Here is a 16,923-nt window from a genome sequence, read left to right as displayed (position 1 = left end):
AGGTGAAAAGGAAGAGGGAGCGGGGAACGGAATCAGAAAGACACGAGAAAGCGGCGCGAACCGGGCTTGGGCACTGTGTACCGGGTCTCGTACTCCGGGTGGTCGGCGATGAGTCGCTTCACATCCACGGTGGACGAATCCTTGCTGCGCTTGAATGACACTTCGCCGGTTTCGAACACGGCGCGCGTGGCGTTGCCCATTGCTTGCTGGATCGTCTGCTTGAGCTGCGCTTCGACGGTTTGCCGCGCCTCAATCTCGGCCCGCACGGCGACCAGATCGGCAAAAGTTGACGACAGTCGCACGTCCCCTGTGAAATCGACCTGGCCACCATGGCCCGGATACAGATGGCGCAGCGCGCGATCCGCCGACCCGGAGCCATCCGCGGGCGGTGGCGTGTCGGCCTCCACGAACCGCCAGAAGCGAGCCTCGAGTTCGACTAGTCGAGCGATCAATCGCTCGTCTCGCTCGATTCGAAACACTTCCAGCGCTTGTCCGCAGAGCAGCACGGCGACGTGTGCCGCCGTCTTGCCCGTGACCGCCAACTGGTGCTGCACCTGCAACTCGACGTATTCGGGCACGCCGTTGCGCCAGAGCCGCGCGCCGAATTCGCCCGCCGTCTTGCACTCCAGAATCTGCACGTCCCGCGCCCCGACGATTTCACGATCGAGGTTCGCGAGCATGAACGGGATCGTCGGGTGCCGTAGGACGGCGTTGACGCGCCGGACCTTGTTGCCGGTCTGCTTTGTGTATGACGCCGCAACGATCGGTTCCAGCAGCGTCCCCCAATACGTGGGCGACGTCGTATCGTCCGGATTGGGGCCGGGCAGGCCGTCGGCCCGGCCGGTCTTGTCGAGCCACAACTCCAGCGGACTCATGTAGGGATTCAGTCCCACGGCCGCGGCGGCATCCGAACCGCCGATGCCGGTCCGTCGCACCGCGAGCCAGTCGTCCCGACTCAGTTCCTGCGTCTTGACGAGCTTCAATGCCGGCCGTTGCATGCGGACGCGACTGGATGGAATGACACTCATACAGCCTCCAGAAACAAATCGGCCCGGCAGGCGAACCTGACCGGGCCGAGGACGAAAGGGAGCGGGAACTACACAACGAGCTTGAGCGCTTCATCCCACGCCCGGCCTTTGAGTGTGGCGCCCGAGCCGAACCACGCGGCATCGCGCCGATGGTCGTCGCTGCGCGAGCGTCGGTGGTGGTCCACGTACTCCGTTACAGCGTTCAATAAGCCCCAGGCGGTTCCCGAAGCGGATGCCAGATCGGCACCTTTCCCGCGTCCGGCATAGAGCTGAGCGACGGCCTTGATTGCACGCTCGTTGACGGCGAGTGCATCGCGACCGGTTGAATTGGCGGTCGGATACGTAAGCACACGCCGCAAGAATTTCTCCGCCGCCGCGTCGGACACCTTGCGCTCGGACAGGGCCTTCATGCGGACCATGAACGCATCCCAGCTCGAGATCGCGAGACCCAATTGTCTTTTCACGGCCTGCGCATCGAACTGCGAGCGGTGACCAACCTTCACCGCGCCCGTCGAGTTGCTCAGCGCGATCTGCATCGTGTTGTTGCACACGACGCGAACCGCTGTGTGCTGTGCGGTGGTCGCGAGCGTGCCGTCGCATGCGGTGGCGAGCAGCAAATATCCGTTGACCTGGTCTTTACCCTTGAGCGTCGCGCTCTGGCCGGTGCGCGCAAGAGCCCACAGCTTGCGGCCTTCCTTGAGCACGCCAGCGGTTTCGAGCTCGAAACCGCCGACTTCCGTCAGATCCCGGTAGAACTCCAGAATTTCGGATGGCTGGACGACCTGATAACGGGCGGACACGACGGACAGGGGCGCCTTACTGTCCGAGCGATATAAAACCTTCTGCTCGGGGAATGCGTGAATGGAACCGAGGGCTTTGTCGCGAGCGGCGACGTAGCGGACTTCAGCCTCCTCGATTTGCCAGTCCATGCCAGCGGCTCGCGCCCAAACTTCGAGCGGTTGCCGGGGCGTGAGCTTGTTGCCGAGGCCGTGCCAGGGTTGTTCTCCTACGTATGCCATGGTTTGAACGAGATGCACTTTGAAACTCCCTGTGAAAAAGAAGGCATAAAACCCGGCACGAGGCCGGGCTGGACGAAACAAGATGAGGGGCCGCAGTCGCGGAACGTCAGCCGCGACGGACGGTGAAGACCCGTCCGCAGGCCAGACACCGCCAGTTGTCGAGCACTTTCAGGTCTAGCGCTTCGCCGAAGGCAGCGCCCGTGGCGCAGCCCGCGGCTCCCGCGACAAGTCCGGCGAGGATGGCCCCCGCAACACTGCCGCACACGGCACCCGCAGGACCGCCGAGCGCGCCGATGGCCGCACCGGTCTCCGCGCCGGACAGCACAGCAGCCGCGCCGCTCGTGGCGCCTGCCGCCGCACCGACGGCGCTGCAGATGCGCCTTGCAATGTGCCGTTGCTCGGTGCGGAACGACTCGCACGACGGACACGGCCAGACCAGATCCCCCTTGCCGGGTCGAAAGCGCGGCGATTCGCCTTTGTCTTCGTCAGGCTCTGACGGCTGATGCACGAAACGAAGCCGATTCAGCGCCGACTGCCACGCCGGGTCATCGTCTTCGCTCTCGTCGTCATACGGAAAGCACGGAGGGCGCTCACGCATGGACGGGGGCCTCGCATGCACGAGCAAAAGCATCGCGCCTAACCTTGCCGACGTGCCGGCAGTGGCACGCGGCCACCAGCGCACCGCCGAGGAATGCGAGTGCGAACGCGATGAGAAAATCGAGAGGGGAAATGGGGAGCATCACTGACCTCCTGAGGCAGGTTCGTCCGTGCGGGATTGCCCAGACGGAGCGGCCGTGGCTGGCCGGGCTCAGGATGGTGATATGTGTCCAAATTTTTCTTGGATCTAGGCAGCACGCTGGCTGGTTTGCCGCTCGCTGGCGATAAAATGAGACAAATGTGACTTGGAACCGACAATTCGAGTGCGATCTGGTGCGACGTCGCGCACTACGAGCTCAACAGCGAGTGGTTGCACTGGGACCTGGCGGAAGAGATGTGGCGGCATTTGACGCGGCACGACCGAAGAACGAATGAAGGATTAGAACCAATATGGTCAATGGTGGAAATACAAAGAGCGGCAACGGTGCCAATCTCGGTTTCGAGGCTGAGCTGTTCAAGGCTGCCGATAAGCTACGCGGCAACATGGAGCCGTCTGACTACAAGCACGTCGCGCTTGGGCTCATTTTCCTGAAGTACATCTCGGACGCCTTTACGGCTAAGCACAAAGCCTTGCTGGCGGAAGACAAGCTGGCTGCCGAGGACAAAGACGAATACCTCGCGGACAACGTGTTCTGGGTACCCAAGGAGGCTCGCTGGGAACACCTTCAGGTCAGTGCCAAGCTGCCTACCATCGGCACTTTGATCGACGACGCAATGCGAGCCATCGAGAAGGACAATGAGTCACTCAAAGGCGTACTGCCAAAGGACTACGCCCGGCCCGCGCTGAACAAGGTGATGCTCGGCGAGCTGATCGACCTGGTATCCGGAATCGCTCTTAATGAAGAGGGCGACCGTTCAAGGGACATTCTTGGGCGCGTATACGAGTATTTCCTAGGGCAATTTGCTGGTGCCGAAGGCAAGCGTGGGGGCGAGTTCTACACCCCACGGTCGGTGGTGCGTGTGCTGGTCGAGATGCTCGAACCATACTCAGGCCGGGTGTATGACCCGTGCTGCGGATCGGGTGGAATGTTCGTGCAATCGGAGAAGTTCGTGCAGGAGCACGGCGGACGCATTGGCGACATCGCTATTTATGGCCAGGAATCAAACTACACGACGTGGCGACTGGCCAAGATGAATCTGGCGGTACGTGGCATTGACTCCGACATCCGCTGGAACAACGAGGGCAGCTTTCATAAAGACGAGCTGCGCGACCTCAAGGCCGACTTCATCCTCGCAAATCCGCCTTTCAATATCTCCGACTGGGGCGGCGATCGGCTGCGAGAAGACGTTCGTTGGAAATTCGGCGCACCGCCAGTGGGCAACGCCAATTACGCCTGGCTGCAGCACATCTTCCACCACCTCGCACCCAACGGCACAGCCGGGGTGGTGCTCGCCAACGGCTCAATGTCGTCAAACCAATCCGGTGAAGGCGAGATTCGCAGGGCCATGATTGAGGCGGACGCGGTCGATTGCATGGTGGCATTGCCCGGTCAACTCTTCTATTCGACTCAAATCCCGGCCTGCCTTTGGTTTCTCGCTCGCAATAAAAATCCAGGTGGTCGGCTTCGCGATCGGCGCGGCGAAGTGCTCTTCATTGATGCGCGTAAGCTGGGCGTGTTGATTGACCGCACACGGCGCGAACTCAACGACGATGACATCAAGAGAATCGCTGATGCCTACCACGCATGGCGTGGTGAGAAAGAAGCAGGTGAATACGCCGACGTGCCGGGTTTTTGCAAATCCGCGGGCTTGGATGAGATTCGCAAGCACGGCCATGTGCTGACGCCAGGGCGGTATGTCGGCTCAGAGGCACAGGCGGATGACGGCGAGCCGTTCGACGAAGCGATGCGAAGGCTCTCAACACAATGGCGTACACAGCAGTTAGAGGCGCAACGCGTGGATGATGCCATCGAAAAAAATCTGACGGAGCTTGGGTATGGTCAGTGAATGGCGAGAAACGACGATAGGTGATGCTTTTGACGTCAATCCGTCGCGCCTGATTAAACGAGGACGTGTGGCACCCTTCATTCCAATGGACGCTTTACCTGTTCACGCGAGGTCCGTTGAGCGAATTGAAACTCGTGAGTTCACTGGGTCGGGTACGCGTTTTCAGAACGGCGATACCTTGATCGCTCGAATAACCCCGTGTCTTGAGAATGGCAAGACCGCTTATATTTCCGAACTTCCGGAAGGGGTCGTGGCTCACGGGTCTACGGAATATATCGTGCTCAGTGGAAAGGAAAATCAGACGGATAACTTGTTTGGCTATTACCTCGTTCGATCTCCCGATTTTCGACGCCATGCGATCGGTCACATGGAAGGTACGTCGGGAAGGCAGCGTGTCCCCTCATCCGCAGTAGAGAGATACGCGACCCGTTTGCCCCCACTTGTTGAACAACGCGCCATTGCCAAGATACTTGGCAGCCTGGACGACAAGATCAAACTCAACGGCGAGAGGAATGAGACGCTGGAGGCGATGGGCCGCGCCTTGTTCAAGGACTGGTTCGTCGATTTTGGTCCCGTGCGCGCGAAGCAGCAAGGCCGTAGCCCATATCTACCGCGCGAAATCTGGGACTTGTTCCCGGAACGGATGGACGTCAACGAATTGCCGGAAGGCTGGAGGCTGTTGCAGGCGAGCGAGCTCATTGAGTTTAATCCCACCGAGCTCTTGCGAAAGGGCGAAGTCGCGCCTTACCTCGACATGGCTTCGCTTCCAACCCAAGGAAGCTGGCCTGATCCCTATGTCATGCGACCTTACGGGAGTGGAATGCGCTTCCGTAACGGCGACACGTTGTTGGCGCGAATTACGCCTTGTCTAGAGAACGGCAAAACAGCGTTTATCCAGTGTCTTCCCGATGATGTCGTCGGTTGGGGATCGACGGAATACATCGTGATGCGGCCACAGGGGCCTGTGCCTGCGGCGTTTGCGTACTTGTTGGCGCGGAACGAGGCCTTCCGGGAACATGCTATCCGGAGCATGACTGGTACGTCGGGACGCCAGCGCGCTCAGGGTGACGCGGTTGCCGCTTACCAGCTTGCTGCCCCGTTGGAGGACGATAAATTGTGGGCCGCGTTCGCAAGCATTGTTTCGTCCTTGTTCGATGGAATCAAATCTAATTCCGAGACCTCGGTAAATCTTGCGAAAATGCGCGATAACCTGCTTCCTATGTTGATCTCGGGCGCGCTTCGGGTGAAGAACGCCGAACAAATCATTGGAGCTGCAACGTGAGTATGGACTGGTGTCCCGGCATTCGCGAGGCCTGCACACATTGGCGTAGTGCAACAATGCTTCAGCACACATTCGAGGCGCTACAAGCAAGCTTAGAAAGTGGGAGCGATGCGTCTATCGACGCCGCGAAGGGAATGGTGGAGTGCGTTTGCCGAGTAATTATCGATGAGCTTGACGATCGAACGTCGCCACTAAAACCACAAAAAGACGATGCGCCTATAACTGAATGGGTTTCGGCCGCAACGCGGGTCTTGAAGCTTGGCGACATCCGGCATAGGAAATTTGCAGACCTTATCAAGCATCACAACGGATTGGCAGAGTCCCTCCGTGTCCTTCGAAATGACGGCGGACCATTGAGCCATGGGAAAGATGGGTTTATCCAAGTTTTGACCATCTATCACCGCCGCGCGGCGGTGTTGGCGGCGGACGCGGTTGTTGCCTTCCTGCACCAGTCCTATTTGAACGCGCAACTTGATCCGATCAGCTCTCGCGAGCCATGGGAGCGATTTGCGGCTGATAACGCGCTAATCGACGCGCATGTCGGTTTGGCTGTGGATTCCGAGGACGACGATTCGCCGACCTTGCGTTTTCTGCTTCCGGCGGGCGACGACCTGCCGCTCAAAATCGAAGTGAGCCGGCTACTGTACCAATTGGATCGGGATGCCTACGTCGAGGCTCTGAATGCTGCACGCGGGGCAGCGGCTCCGGTCGAGGAGCCGATCGAACAACAAGGAGAACAGTAATGGCATTTCTGTCGGAGGCCGCCGTAGAGCAAGCGTTGCTTGATCAACTGCGCACGCTCGACTACAGCATCGAGCGTGAGGAGGACATTGGCCCCGATGGTCATCGCCCCGAGCGCGAGAGCCACGATGAGGTTTTGCTCAAAAAGCGGTTCGAGGAGGCGGTCGCGCGTCTCAACCCGAGCCTGCCGCTTGAAGCTAGGCAGGATGCTATTCGCAAAGTGATGCAGTCCGAGCTGCCCTCGCTGCTTGAAGAAAACCGTCGCATCCACAGACTGATGACTGAGGGCGTGGACGTTGAGTACTATGCTGACGATGGCACGCTGACTGCAGGCAAGGTCGCACTTATCGATTTCGAGCACCCGGAGCGGAACGACTGGCTAGCCGTGAGCCAATTCGTCGTCATTGCCGGTCAATACAACCGACGTCCTGATGTCGTCGTGTTCGTGAACGGCCTGCCGCTCGGCGTGATCGAGTTAAAGGCGCCCGGGAACGGCAACGCAACGCTGGTTGGGGCGTTCAACCAGCTTCAGACGTACAAGAAGCAGATCCCGGCACTGTTCCGCACTAACGCGCTGTTGGTAACCTCGGACGGGATCGTTGCCCGTGTTGGCTCGCTTTCAGCCGACTTGGAGCGATTCATGCCTTGGCGTACCACGGACGGTAAGGATGTTGCCCCAAAGGGGGCGCCGGAACTTTCAACGTTGATTGAAGGCGTGTTTGAGCATCGTCGCCTGCTCGACCTGTTATGGCACTTCACGGTCTTCGGCGAAACCGGTTCAGGCTTGGTCAAGATTATCGCGGGCTACCATCAGTTCCACGCGGTGCGGCACGCGGTCAGCAGCACCTTGGCTGCATCCTCCCCGGAGGGTAATCAACGGGTCGGTGTCATCTGGCACACCCAAGGCTCAGGCAAGAGTCTCTTGATGGCGTTCTATGCCGGCCAGCTAGTCAAACACCGGGAAATGGCCAACCCGACGCTGGTGGTTCTGACCGACCGAAATGACCTTGACGACCAGCTCTTCTCGACCTTCTCAATGTGCCGCGATCTGATTCGGCAAACACCGGTGCAGGCCGAGAGTCGCGAAGACTTGCAAAGGGTGTTGAGCCGGGCATCTGGTGGCGTGGTGTTCACGACGATTCAGAAGTTCGCCCCCGAAACCGGAGAGAGCGAGTACCCGAAGCTCACAGACCGCCGCAACGTAGTCGTCATTGCCGACGAGGCGCACCGGAGCCAGTACGGTTTCCGCGCGAAGATGGAGGCCAAGACGGGCGAGATCTCCTATGGATTCGCCAAGTACCTTCGCGACGCACTGCCCAACGCGTCATTTATCGGTTTCACCGGAACGCCGATTGAAGCTGACGACGTCAACACGCCAGCCGTGTTCGGCAACTACATCGATGTCTACGACATCAGTCGGGCGGTCGAGGACGGCGCAACAGTGCCGATCTACTACGAGTCTCGACTTGCGCGCATCGAACTCGACGAGGACGAGAAGCCGAAGATTGATGCCGATGTTGACGAACTGACCGAGGAGCAATCCGAAGCCGATCAAGAACGCTTCAAGAAGAAGTGGTCAACGGTCGAAGCCTTGGTGGGCAGCGACAAGCGTCTCGCCCTGGTTGCCAAGGACATGGTCGGCCACTTCGAAGATCGCGCGGCTGCTCTGGATGGCAAGGCGATGGTGGTGTGCATGAGCCGCCGCATTTGCGTGAAGCTGTACGATGAGATTGTCAAGCTGCGCCCCAACTGGCACAGCGCCGATGACAACGCTGGTTCAGTCAAGATTGTGATGACGGGGGCAGCGAGCGATCCGCAGGACTGGCAACAACACATTGGCAATAAGGCCCGGCGCGATCTTTTGGCCAAGCGTGCCCGCGATCCGAAAGACCCGCTCAAGCTGGTGATTGTTCGGGATATGTGGCTCACCGGCTTTGATGCGCCCTGCATGCACACGATGTATGTGGATAAGCCGATGCAAGGGCATGGCCTGATGCAGGCGATTGCGCGCGTGAACCGCGTATTCCGAGACAAGCCTGCAGGCCTGATTGTTGACTACATTGGCATTGCTCAGAATCTCAAGTCGGCTCTCCAGCAGTACTCGAAGAACGACCAGGAAAACACCGGTGTTGACGAAGCACAGGCTATCGCCGTGATGATGGAGAAATACGAGGTCGTGCGGGATATGTATCACGGCTTCGATTACGTTTCCGCGATGAGCGGAACACCTCAGGATCGCCTCGCGATGATGGCGGGAGCCATCGAATGGATTCTCGATCTGCAACAGGAACTGGCAGCGAAAGAGAAAACCAAAGAAGGCAAGAAGAACGCACATCGCCGATACCAAGACGCCGTGCTGGCTCTGTCCAAAGCGTTCGCTCTGGCGTCTGCCTCCGACGAGGCCCGACAAATCCGAGAGGAGGTCGGCTTCTTCCAGGCGATTCGTGCTGCGCTAGTGAAGAGTGTTACAGGCTCTGGTGTCACCGAGCAAGAACGTGAATTGGCGATCCAGCAGATTGTGAGCCGTGCCGTGGTGTCGACCGAGATCGTAGACATTCTGGCTGCCGCGGGAATCAAGAGCCCGGACATCTCCATCCTCTCCGATGAGTTCCTTGCCGAAGTTCAGCAGATGGAGAAGAAGAATCTTGCACTGGAAGCCTTGCGAAAGCTAATCAACGACGGCATCCGCTCGCGCAGCAAGGCCAACGTGGTGCAGACCAAGGCCTTCTCTGAACGTCTGGAGGACGCCGTGGCCCGCTACCACGCCAACGCCATCACCACAGTTGAAGTGCTGCAGGAGCTGATCCAACTGGCCAAGGACATCCGGGCTGCCCGTCAGCGGGGAGAGGAGTCGGGGCTGTCTGATGAAGAGATCGCTTTCTACGACGCACTGGCCGAGAATGACAATGCAGTGCAGATGATGGGTGACGACAAGCTTCGGTTGATCGCTCACGAGCTTTTGGTGAGTCTCAGGGAAAACGTATCGGTGGATTGGGCTCATCGTGACTCCGCACGAGCCCGGATGCGGGTATTGGTAAAGCGCATCCTGCGGAAGTACGGCTATCCACCTGACCTGCAAGACTCTGCCGTGCAGACGGTGCTGCAACAGGCCGAGGCGTTGTCGTCGGGGTGGTCGGTTTCGCGTTGAGAACAACACGTCCATCTCGGGATCAATGCAAATTTGGAGGCGTTCCACATCACGCTGCGGCGTGCTATCGACTACCAGATTCTGAGGCAGATCCAGCTCACGAACGCGGTGTCGGAGGGCGATAAGGTGATAAGCGGTCGCCAAGAAAGCTGGTAACATAAGCGCTACCATGAAAGAGCAACTGCGCCCGCTTCCATAGAGCGGTGTCGGCTACATAGGGGTGGTATGGCAATGGCTCTGACACGAACGTTTAAAGAGACCATCCAGGCGCGGGTGCTTGCTGATCCAAAGTTCGGTAACGACCTGTTCAAGCAAGGTGTCGAAACGATGCTGGCTGGCGACGTGGACGCCGGCAAGGCCATGCTGCGTGACTACATCAAGGCGACGGTGGGGTTTGAAAGACTCGGTGCCGCGACAGGGGCTTCCCCTAAGAGCTTGATTCGGATGTTTGGTCCATCGGGTAATCCGCAAGCGAGGAATTTGTTCACCGTCATCAGCCATCTACAACGTCATGCCGGTCTAACGCTAAACGTTACAACTCGACGCGGCGGGCGTACCTGATCTATGCAAGCGAACCGTAGGCTGCAGTCAGTCGCAGGCGCCGCGTGTGGGCCGCGACGAAATCGAATCTTTGACTATCGGCGTGCTGCTCGCGACGCGGATAGTTCGCTGATAGAGGGTGAAATCGCATGAATGCCGAAATTCTGAAAAGAGTAGTACGAGCCATCGCAGACGGCTCACAGAGCGATCTCGAGCGCCTTGCGGGAAAGATTGTCGAGTCGGAGCGCAAGACCGGGCATGTGCGTTTGGCCGCTCAGCTTGAAGCAATCCTCAAACAGCCCAAGGCCAAGCGGCCGGCAGCACCTTCCGTTCCGGACGTTGATCGTACGCTGAAAGAGCTACCCCTTAGCCGCAGGTATGGGGAGAACCTAGCGACTCTGATCCCAACCGAGCACCTTGAACACCACATGGTGCTACCCGATTCAGTCGAGCAGCGTTTTTCGAGAATTGAAGCGGAATATGCGGCCCGGGATCGCTTGCGAACGTTTGGTCTGAAGCCAAGAAAAACAGTGCTGCTGTATGGCCCACCGGGTTGTGGCAAGTCTCTGGGGGCGAAGAGGTTAGCTTGGAACACGGGTTTGCCATTGATGAAAGTCCGATTCGACGTTCTCATCTCGTCGTTCTTCGGAGAGTCAGCCCAGAATCTTCGAACCATCTTCGGTGCGGCGAAGGAGAAGCCATGCGTTCTGCTTTTGGACGAGTGTGATTTCATCGCCCGCTCTCGGACGAACTCGAAGGACATTGGTGAAGTGTCGCGGATAGTCAACTCACTGCTGCAGTTGATGGAAGAATACGATGCACCGGGTCTTCTCGTAGCGACGACAAACCTCGAGTCTGCATTGGACCCTGCCCTCTTTCGCCGATTCGATGATGTTTTCTCTATCCCGTTGCCCGGGCCAACTGAAATCGAGAAGCTGCTTCGCATGACGTTGTCGACTGTCCGGACGGAGCAGCCGATGCGATGGGATCAACTGGCTACCAAGCTAAATGGGTCGTCTGCTGCAATGGTAGTTAAGGCAGCGCAGGATGCTGCTAAAGCTGCCGTGCTCGTCGGAGACCATACGCTGTCGCAGGCGATGCTCGTTCAGGCTATCGATGAGTTGCAGCGGCACGACGCCGCGTAAGGGTATGACGGATGCCTGAACAACATAACTTTGAACATCTGCCGCTACTCCTTCGCTATCACGGCAGGGCCCGATTATCCGGTGGCGGGAAGACCAATCCCCAGACTCTAGCCAACAAGAACGCTCGGCAAGCACATGGTGCGCACCTCCGTGGAGCTGCCCAGTCGCTGTCGGAAAATTGGCGGGAGCGACGAACTGAGAGAGACGCACAAGGGCTCCCCGTTCTGCCGACCGGTATCCCAATTTTGCTCAAAGTCGATACTGGGCTCGATCTTGACGTACTGCGGGAGAAGTTCTCTTTCGAGATTGTTGCCGAGCAAGAGGAGGGCTATGTCATCGTTGCATCGGAAGATATAGATGCAGCCCTTTTCTTGGCGATGATCGATGGCTTTGCAGTCGCGGTGCATGGATCTGCCACCATCGCAAGCATTCACCAGTTGTTCGACGATCCGACGCAAGCGGACCGGTTGAACCGCATTTTGTCCGAACGCCTATACGCTGAATGGGACAACATCGCGGACGAACAAATTTTCATTGTAGACGTGGGTATTGCCTGTGCGGGAACCCAAGAAATTCCTTCACCGCCAACGCGCGGCAGACGGGACACTGACGCAAGCTGGGCAGCAAAGGAACTGGAGTGGGCAAGGGCGCGCAATGAAGCGTATGACGCATGGGAAGTACTGAAGATCGAGCGTGAGAACCAGATCGAACGTTTGAAGGCGTTCTACCAAGGTGAAATCCTGCACAACATCGATGGTGCGCCATTCGACGCCGGTGTCTTGCCCGACAGTTTCACAGTAAGGCTGAGAATAGTTGGAAAGGGGCTCAAGGACTTCGTCTTGAATTACCCATATATCTTCGAGGTTATCGAGCCCGAAGACATCGTCCTTCCCCAAGCGGGTGCCGCCCAAGCGGCAGCCGCCGCTGTGCAGGTCATGCCTATCTCGCCTCATGCAGCAGCCCCTACTGTTTGCGTTATTGATAGTGGGATACAGGAAGGCCACACGTTTCTCCAACCTGCCGTCGACCAAAACACGTCTCACTGTTTTCTACCGACGGCGCCGACGAGTGCCGTTCAGGACGAGGTTGCACCGGGCGGACACGGGACGCGTGTGGCGGGCGCCGTTCTATACGGCGAAGACGTTCCGAACGCTGGGGCTCCTCAGTTGCCGTTTTGGATTCAGAATGCACGGGTTCTCGATGCACAGAACCAAATGCCGGTCGAACTGTTTCCGCCCGAAGCGCTGAGAGCCGCAATCGAGCGCTTCAACGACGGGCCGAGACAAACTAGGATTTTCAATCATTCCATTAACGCGCGAGGCTACTGTCGCACGCGGTATATGTCATCGTGGGCGGCAGAGATAGATCAGCTTTGCAACGAGCGCGATGTGCTGATCGTCCAAAGCGCAGGGAATTTGCCAATTCAGGGTACCGCCCCGTTCATTGGGATCGCGGATCACCTGACTGCGGGCAGGGAGTATCCCCAGTACCTCTATGAGAGTGCTGCTCGCATCGCCAATCCTGGCCAGAGCCTGCAGGCGTTAACGGTCGGCTCCGTCGCCTATGACGTTGCGGAGTCCGGCGCATGGAGGACGTTCGCGACGCAAACGGGCGACCCGTCGGCGTTTTCACGGACGGGGCCGGGCATCTGGAGTGTGATCAAACCCGAAGTGGTCGCTTACGGTGGCGATGCCGTTCGGACGAACAATAATCCACCCGATGTCCAGGGAGGGGGACGAGTCGCGAATGCTTGCCCAAGTTTAGTTCGGTCAACGTTGTACGCGCCGGGCCCAGCGTTCGACCGTGACGATGCTGGCACTTCGTACGCGGCCCCGAAAGTCGCGCGGATTGCTGCGAAGATACAAAGTGTGTTGCCGGCCGAGCCAGCACTGCTCTATCGCGCACTCGTTGTGCAATCGGCGAAATGGCCTGAATGGGCCGAAAGCATCCTGACGCGACTGCGCAATTCTGCGGTTGAAATGACGCGAACTCAAAAGGATGATCTTCTCGCCGCAGCATCTCGGACTTTACGATGCTTGGGGTACGGGATACCAGACGAAGGTCGTGCAACTTCGAACACGGACCATCGCACGACGCTGATTACCAGCGGTGAGACTGCAATTCATGCGGCGGAATGCCACATTTACCAAGTGCCGATTCCTCCCGAGTTACGTCAACAGGCCGACGAGTTCGATATTCGCATCGACGTAACTTTGTCTTACGTTGCACAGCCGAGGCGTACGCGACGACACCTTCGCCGATACTTATCTACTTGGGTTGACTGGAAGACCAGTCATCTTGGTGAGGGGCTAAACGATTTCCGCGTGCGGGCTATGAAGGACGCGGTAAATGATGGGGAGCCGTTGCCCGGCACGTCGTTGCCTTGGACGCTCAATGAGAAGCCGCAATTTGGTTTCGTTAGGGACTTTAAGCGAAGTAGTGGCACCGTCCAGAAAGATTGGGCAGTTGTTCAATCAAATACGTTGCCAGATCATTTTTGCATTGCGGTTGTCGGCCATCAGGGCTGGAGTCACGATCCAGATTCGGTTGCGCGATATGCTCTAGCGGTAACGTTTGAGGCGGTGGGCGGCAGGATAGAGCTGTATGAGCCGCTTCGCGCGGCAATTGCTGAGCTACAAACTGAAGCGGGTGAAATCGAGCAGGAAGTTCAACTTGAGGTGTCCGAGGGCGAGGTGTAGAGACGGGATCGCATGGCGCGCCTGACATCAGCTTTGATTGATGGGCGTGAGCGACCACGTCAAGGGGAGATAACGGTGGCGACTTTCGTATGCCTGGGTTGGGGATCACTGGTTTGGAACTGGGGTGACTTGCCTATCCGGTCCCGCTGGTTCGAGGACGGACCGCTCGTTCAGGTGGAGCTTGCGCGTCAGTCCGGGGACGGCCGGATCACGTTTGTTCTGGATCGGGACACGCCGACCGTTCGCTCGCTATGGGTGATCATGGACGTTGCCGACATGGCGGCGGCTCGTCACGTGCTCGGCGCGAGGGAAGGTATCCCTGAGAGGAGTCGCGACAGGTTGGTCGGATCTTGGCAAGTCGGACACGGGCAATTGCCGGAGATCATGCTGGACCTGCGCGATTGGACCAAGCTAAAGAATGTCGATGGCGTGGTCTGGACGGCGTTACCCCCGAAGTTCGACGATGAGGAGCGCAAGCCTGTCATGAACGAAGTCGTAAATTACCTGTCCGGCTTGTCGGGCGAAGAGCGCGACCGTGCCGAGGAGTATGTCAGAAGGGCGCCGCGCCAAGTGGTCACACCGTATCGTAAACGGATCGAGGCTACGCTTGGTTGGACAGCGATCTGATGTCCGCCGGCGCGATCCATCAGATCGCTTTGGCTAAAGCCTTTGCTGCAAACTGGAAGTGCCACGGTAACAAACTAAGAGCAGTGTCGGCTGTCGCGCGCGCGGCAGTGCGTGGAAAGGATTGGCCAATGACGAGATGTGCTGCGCAGACAACGAAAGGACGAAGATGCCTCAACCAGGCGTTGAGTGGTGAGGACTATTGCGCGGCCCACAACGGCAAACTTTCGCCGAGTTCAGCACTAGCGATGTTGCTCGGCGGCATTGCGGGGAACGCAATTGCACCTGGCTTCGGCGGCGTTATCGCAGGCGCGTTTGCGGGAACGCAAGTCAGGAAGGCAATCAAGGGAGGGGCCGCAGTGAAGGAGCGCGTTTTTGTGAGTTTCGATTTCGACCATGATCGAGTGCTAAAGGACTTCATCATTGGGCAAGCGCGACTGCCGGATTCTCCGTTCGACATCTTTGATCATTCGCTCAAGGAGGCCGCGCCCGAACGAGACTGGGTTAACAAGGCGAGATCGGCTATTCGGCGGGCCGAGATCGTTCTCGTAATTACCGGTACACAGACATACCGAGCAAGAGGTGTCTTGCAAGAAGTAGCGATTGCGCGCGAGGAGGCAGTGCCGATCGTGCAGATCATCGGCTACAAGGATAGGGACTGCCGGCCAGTTCCCGACGCGGGACGTGTCGGCGAACGACTGATGGTACGGCGTGCTCATGCGAGCATTGCCCGTCACACTACCGCTGCAAGGGCCGAGGGGGAAGCCGTACCACCTGACCAGTCGGTGCTCAGGTGGCAGGCTCGGAGCGGCCAACGCGCACATGACAACGGGGCCTTGCGGCCCCGTTTCTGTGTTGCTCTAAACGTTCGTTAGCCCGGCGAGCCACCGTCGTATCCGAACCCGTTCGACGGCACGGGCTCGGGCAGTCCCATGGCCTTCCGAAGCCGCAAGAGGTTGGCGGCGACCGCCGCTTTGCTGCTACCGACCGTCGGCGTTTTGTGCAGCTCGCGCCATTGTTCGGTCACCTGGTCGGGCGGCAGGTCGAAGCGCTTCAGCCAAGCTTCGGTTGCCACCGTGGTGTTCAGTAGCGGGGCGGTACTGTCGAGCGTTCCGCGCTGGAGAATGTCCATGTCCTCGGCGATGATCGGGCGCAGCGCTGCGTTGAGCAGGACGTACGCTGGCGGCGGCAGCGGCGACTTGCCAAGTCCGTCCGAAATGCCGGATTGGGGCGCGGCACCTGCTTGGATGATCAAACCATCAGTGCCCAACGGTTGACGAACGAACCAGTCGGGAGGCAACGTCCATGAGGTCGGTCCTCCGGCCGCGCGTACGAGGTCCGCATTCAGGGCAACGATCCAATCCACGGTTTTGATCTTGCCGGCCAATCTTACCGTGCTATAACCCATCGGATCGCCAACGTCGATTCCGGGGCCGTACCGACGAGCGAAGAAATACTCCGTCGCCTCGTTTGCTTCTTGCTCCATTGGTGGCAGGTTCACCCCAAAACCGGCGTGCCCGTATACCGTCGGGAGGACTTCACAGAACGCAGCAAACAACGCCTGGAACACCCCCGGCCGGTGCTCGAGGAAAGCACGGGGGAAGGTGAAGTCAAGCACGTCCAGATTGCCGGAGAGAGTAGCTTTCCAATCGGCTACCGTGAACACGCCGAAATCGTAGAAACCCGTCGCAAGCTTGTGGTCGGCGCTCGTCATTTGCACGGCCAACGCCTCGTCCGCGGGCACTGTCGTCGCCAGGGTGTCCAGTCCTGGAGCCTTGTCGATCGGCATAGGCTGCTCGCCTTCCGAATAGAACCAGCGCAGCGGGCCATCCTTCTGCGGCTTTTCCCCGAGCGCACGGGCCAGCGCTTGGGCGTATTCGGTGATCGTCGCGTTGTACTGCGCGAAACACTTCACGAGTGCAGCGCGCACGGCAGGCGTGTGACCGTTGCGAAAGTAGACAACGCCGCGCACCACGAGCGCCGCGCCGGTGATTCCCTTGCGATAGGCTGGCTCGTAGAAGCCGAACGGCAGTGTGTCTGCGCGATTCGGATCGGCGACCCAGGCTTTCATCTGCTCTTCATTCATGTCTCAT

The 16,923-nt window shown here is 58.8% G+C and carries 13 protein-coding genes; 9 read left to right on the top strand and 4 right to left on the bottom strand.

From position 1 onward, the window contains the following. Window positions 1–32: 32 nt before the first annotated feature. The 3 genes from JYG32_RS12465 to JYG32_RS12455 all read right to left on the bottom strand — a co-directional run bounded on the left by JYG32_RS12465 (window position 33) and on the right by JYG32_RS12455 (window position 2,678). Window positions 33–1,028: a YqaJ viral recombinase family protein gene (locus tag JYG32_RS12465; RefSeq protein WP_213263710.1), complete on the bottom strand. Its 996-nt coding sequence runs from the start codon at window positions 1,026–1,028 to the stop codon at window positions 33–35. A 68-nt stretch (window positions 1,029–1,096) separates the two neighbouring features. Continuing rightward, entirely contained in the window at window positions 1,097–2,065 is a 969-nt protein-coding gene (locus tag JYG32_RS12460) for a DUF932 domain-containing protein (RefSeq protein ID WP_213263709.1), read from the bottom strand. Window positions 2,066–2,153: 88 nt separating this feature from the next. Continuing rightward, window positions 2,154–2,678, bottom strand: coding sequence for a glycine zipper family protein (locus JYG32_RS12455; protein ID WP_249744537.1), 525 nt, complete (start codon window positions 2,676–2,678; stop codon window positions 2,154–2,156). A 416-nt stretch (window positions 2,679–3,094) separates the two neighbouring features. Here JYG32_RS12455 and JYG32_RS12450 point away from each other — a divergent pair, with 416 nt between their 5' ends. The 9 genes from JYG32_RS12450 (at window position 3,095) to JYG32_RS12410 (ending at window position 15,705) form a co-directional block, all read left to right on the top strand. Continuing rightward, window positions 3,095–4,651 carry a type I restriction-modification system subunit M gene (locus JYG32_RS12450; protein ID WP_213263708.1) on the top strand — a complete coding sequence of 519 codons (1,557 nt, stop codon included), beginning with the start codon at window positions 3,095–3,097 and terminating at the stop codon, window positions 4,649–4,651. Then, the gene (locus JYG32_RS12445) at window positions 4,641–5,933 is read left to right on the top strand and encodes a restriction endonuclease subunit S (protein WP_249744536.1); all 1,293 of its coding nucleotides are present in this window, start codon (window positions 4,641–4,643) and stop codon (window positions 5,931–5,933) included. Before JYG32_RS12450 ends, JYG32_RS12445 begins: the two co-directional genes overlap by 11 nt. A 2-nt stretch (window positions 5,934–5,935) precedes the next feature. After that, complete coding sequence (locus JYG32_RS12440; protein WP_249744629.1) at window positions 5,936–6,676, top strand: abortive infection family protein; 741 nt, start codon at window positions 5,936–5,938, stop codon at window positions 6,674–6,676. Then, on the top strand, window positions 6,676–9,822 hold the full coding sequence (locus JYG32_RS12435; protein ID WP_213263706.1) for a type I restriction endonuclease subunit R: 3,147 nt from the start codon (window positions 6,676–6,678) through the stop codon (window positions 9,820–9,822). Before JYG32_RS12440 ends, JYG32_RS12435 begins: the two co-directional genes overlap by 1 nt. 225 nt (window positions 9,823–10,047) lie before the next feature. Further along, window positions 10,048–10,383, top strand: coding sequence for a transcriptional regulator (locus tag JYG32_RS12430; RefSeq protein ID WP_213263705.1), 336 nt, complete (start codon window positions 10,048–10,050; stop codon window positions 10,381–10,383). A gap of 128 nt (window positions 10,384–10,511) precedes the next feature. Beyond that, on the top strand, window positions 10,512–11,507 hold the full coding sequence (locus JYG32_RS12425) for an AAA family ATPase (RefSeq protein ID WP_213263704.1): 996 nt from the start codon (window positions 10,512–10,514) through the stop codon (window positions 11,505–11,507). Window positions 11,508–11,518: 11 nt separating this feature from the next. Further along, window positions 11,519–14,206, top strand: coding sequence for a S8 family peptidase (locus JYG32_RS12420; protein ID WP_213263703.1), 2,688 nt, complete (start codon window positions 11,519–11,521; stop codon window positions 14,204–14,206). Between the two features lie 12 nt (window positions 14,207–14,218). Continuing rightward, window positions 14,219–14,833, top strand: a complete 615-nt coding sequence (locus JYG32_RS12415) for a hypothetical protein (protein ID WP_213263702.1) — start codon at window positions 14,219–14,221, stop codon at window positions 14,831–14,833. After that, window positions 14,818–15,705 carry a TIR domain-containing protein gene (locus tag JYG32_RS12410; RefSeq protein ID WP_213263701.1) on the top strand — a complete coding sequence of 296 codons (888 nt, stop codon included), beginning with the start codon at window positions 14,818–14,820 and terminating at the stop codon, window positions 15,703–15,705. Before JYG32_RS12415 ends, JYG32_RS12410 begins: the two co-directional genes overlap by 16 nt. On the opposite strand, the gene JYG32_RS12405 is transcribed toward JYG32_RS12410, so the two are convergent. After that, window positions 15,702–16,916 (bottom strand): DUF3396 domain-containing protein, encoded by a 1,215-nt coding sequence (locus JYG32_RS12405; protein ID WP_213263700.1) that lies wholly within the window; start codon window positions 16,914–16,916, stop codon window positions 15,702–15,704. The two genes, JYG32_RS12410 and JYG32_RS12405, sit on opposite strands and share 4 nt — an antisense overlap. Window positions 16,917–16,923: the final 7 nt, after the last annotated feature.

The sequence above is a fragment of the Burkholderia pyrrocinia genome (assembly GCF_018417535.1).
GTDB lineage: Bacteria > Pseudomonadota > Gammaproteobacteria > Burkholderiales > Burkholderiaceae > Burkholderia > Burkholderia pyrrocinia_E.
This window is presented reverse-complemented; position numbering and strand designations above follow the sequence as displayed.

Bases quoted from the DNA above. Each gene is read 5' to 3' on its own strand.
- JYG32_RS12415 (WP_213263702.1), top strand. From the start codon at position 14,219: ATGGCGCGCCTGACATCAGCTTTGATTGATGGGCGTGAGCGACCACGT.
- JYG32_RS12435 (WP_213263706.1), top strand. From the start codon at position 6,676: ATGGCATTTCTGTCGGAGGCCGCCGTAGAGCAAGCGTTGCTTGATCAA.
- JYG32_RS12425 (WP_213263704.1), top strand. From the start codon at position 10,512: ATGAATGCCGAAATTCTGAAAAGAGTAGTACGAGCCATCGCAGACGGC.
- JYG32_RS12465 (WP_213263710.1), bottom strand. From the start codon at position 1,028: ATGAGTGTCATTCCATCCAGTCGCGTCCGCATGCAACGGCCGGCATTG.
- JYG32_RS12420 (WP_213263703.1), top strand. From the start codon at position 11,519: ATGCCTGAACAACATAACTTTGAACATCTGCCGCTACTCCTTCGCTAT.
- JYG32_RS12450 (WP_213263708.1), top strand. From the start codon at position 3,095: ATGGTCAATGGTGGAAATACAAAGAGCGGCAACGGTGCCAATCTCGGT.
- JYG32_RS12455 (WP_249744537.1), bottom strand. From the start codon at position 2,678: ATGCTTTTGCTCGTGCATGCGAGGCCCCCGTCCATGCGTGAGCGCCCT.
- JYG32_RS12445 (WP_249744536.1), top strand. From the start codon at position 4,641: ATGGTCAGTGAATGGCGAGAAACGACGATAGGTGATGCTTTTGACGTC.
- JYG32_RS12405 (WP_213263700.1), bottom strand. From the start codon at position 16,916: ATGAATGAAGAGCAGATGAAAGCCTGGGTCGCCGATCCGAATCGCGCA.
- JYG32_RS12430 (WP_213263705.1), top strand. From the start codon at position 10,048: ATGGCAATGGCTCTGACACGAACGTTTAAAGAGACCATCCAGGCGCGG.
- JYG32_RS12440 (WP_249744629.1), top strand. From the start codon at position 5,936: ATGGACTGGTGTCCCGGCATTCGCGAGGCCTGCACACATTGGCGTAGT.